This is a genomic window from Arhodomonas sp. KWT, assembly GCF_010993615.1.
This window is the reverse complement of the sequence record NZ_WNXE01000496.1, coordinates 1-1,194: the sequence shown is the minus strand read 5'-3', so window position 1 is coordinate 1,194 and position 1,194 is coordinate 1. Positions and strand designations below refer to the sequence as shown.

The 1,194-nt window shown below is 70.3% G+C and carries 2 protein-coding genes; both read right to left on the bottom strand.

The features are described 5' to 3' along the window. Positions 1–641, bottom strand: a 641-nt coding sequence (locus G7A99_RS20185) for an NAD(P)-dependent oxidoreductase (protein ID WP_163143623.1), incomplete at its 3' end; no start/stop codon positions are given. A 256-nt stretch (positions 642–897) separates the two neighbouring features. After that, the coding region (locus G7A99_RS20180) for a fibronectin type III domain-containing protein (RefSeq protein WP_163143621.1) at positions 898–1,194 on the bottom strand (297 nt) is incomplete at its 5' end.

Below are 1,194 nucleotides of genomic sequence, written 5' to 3'. Positions count from 1 at the left end.
CGGCCGGAGACCTCCGGGCCGCCGAGGAGGTTGTCCACGGCGGCGGTCTTGAGCAGGGTCCGCGGCCACAGCGCGTTGAATGCCACGCCCTGCTCGCGGAATTCCTCCGCCATGCCGAGCACGCACATGCTCATGCCGTATTTCGCGATGGTGTAGGCGGGGTGGTCGCGGAACCAGCGCGGGTGCATGTCCAGTGGTGGCGAGAGCATGAGGACGTGGGGGTTGTCCGCCTCGAACAGGTGCGGCAGGCATTTCTGCGCACACAGGAAGCTGCCCCGGGTGTTGACCTGCTGCATCAGGTCGTAGCGCTTCATGGGCAGCTCGAGGCTGCCCGAGAGATTGATGGCGCTGGCGTTGTTGACGAGCACGTCGATGCCGCCGAAGTGCCCGACGGCCTGGTGCACGGCGGCCTCCACGCTGGCCTCGTCGCGGATATCGGTGACCACCGGCAGGGCGCGGCCGCCGGCGGCCTCGATTTCCTCGGCGGCGGTATAGATCGTGCCCGGCAGGCGCGGGTGGGGCTCGGCGGTCTTCGCCGCGATCACGACGTTGGCCCCGTCGCGCGCCGCACGCAGGCCGATGGCCTTGCCCACGCCGCGGCTGGCGCCGGTGATGAAAAGGGTCTTTCCTGCCAGGCTCATCGGTGGTTCGTCCCCGTGCAGTGGTTTCCCGGAGACACTACTACCTCGCCGGTCTCATCGAAACCCGGTCGGTGGCCCGTATGGTGCGACCTCAGGGGGCAGGAAGGGGCACGGCCATGCATGCCGTGTGGGTTGTCGGCGCAGGCCATGAGGGGGCCGTGGAATGCGCGTGACGGGATCGGCCGGGGCTGTCTGTGGGGCGGGTTCGGGCCCGGATGCCCCGGGCCGCCGCAGCGGCCCGGGGGCGGGCAGGGGGTTACGGGGTGACCGAGACCGTCTCGGAGCGGTCGCTTTCCCCGCCGTCGCTGGCGATGGCGGTTACCGCGATGCGGTAGGTCGTACCACTCTCCAGCCCCTCGATGACGTACTCGGTCTGGTAGGCGTCATCGATGCGGGCGCCGGCCTGCAGCGACTGGCCGCTCTCGGCCCAGTAGATGCGGTAGCCGTCGATCTCGCTCATCGCGAGCGACGTCCCGTCGGTGCGCTCGGATGGGGCGTTCCACTGCACGGCGATCGCCGGGGCCGCCGGCACGCTCGCCGGATCCGTCGGGTC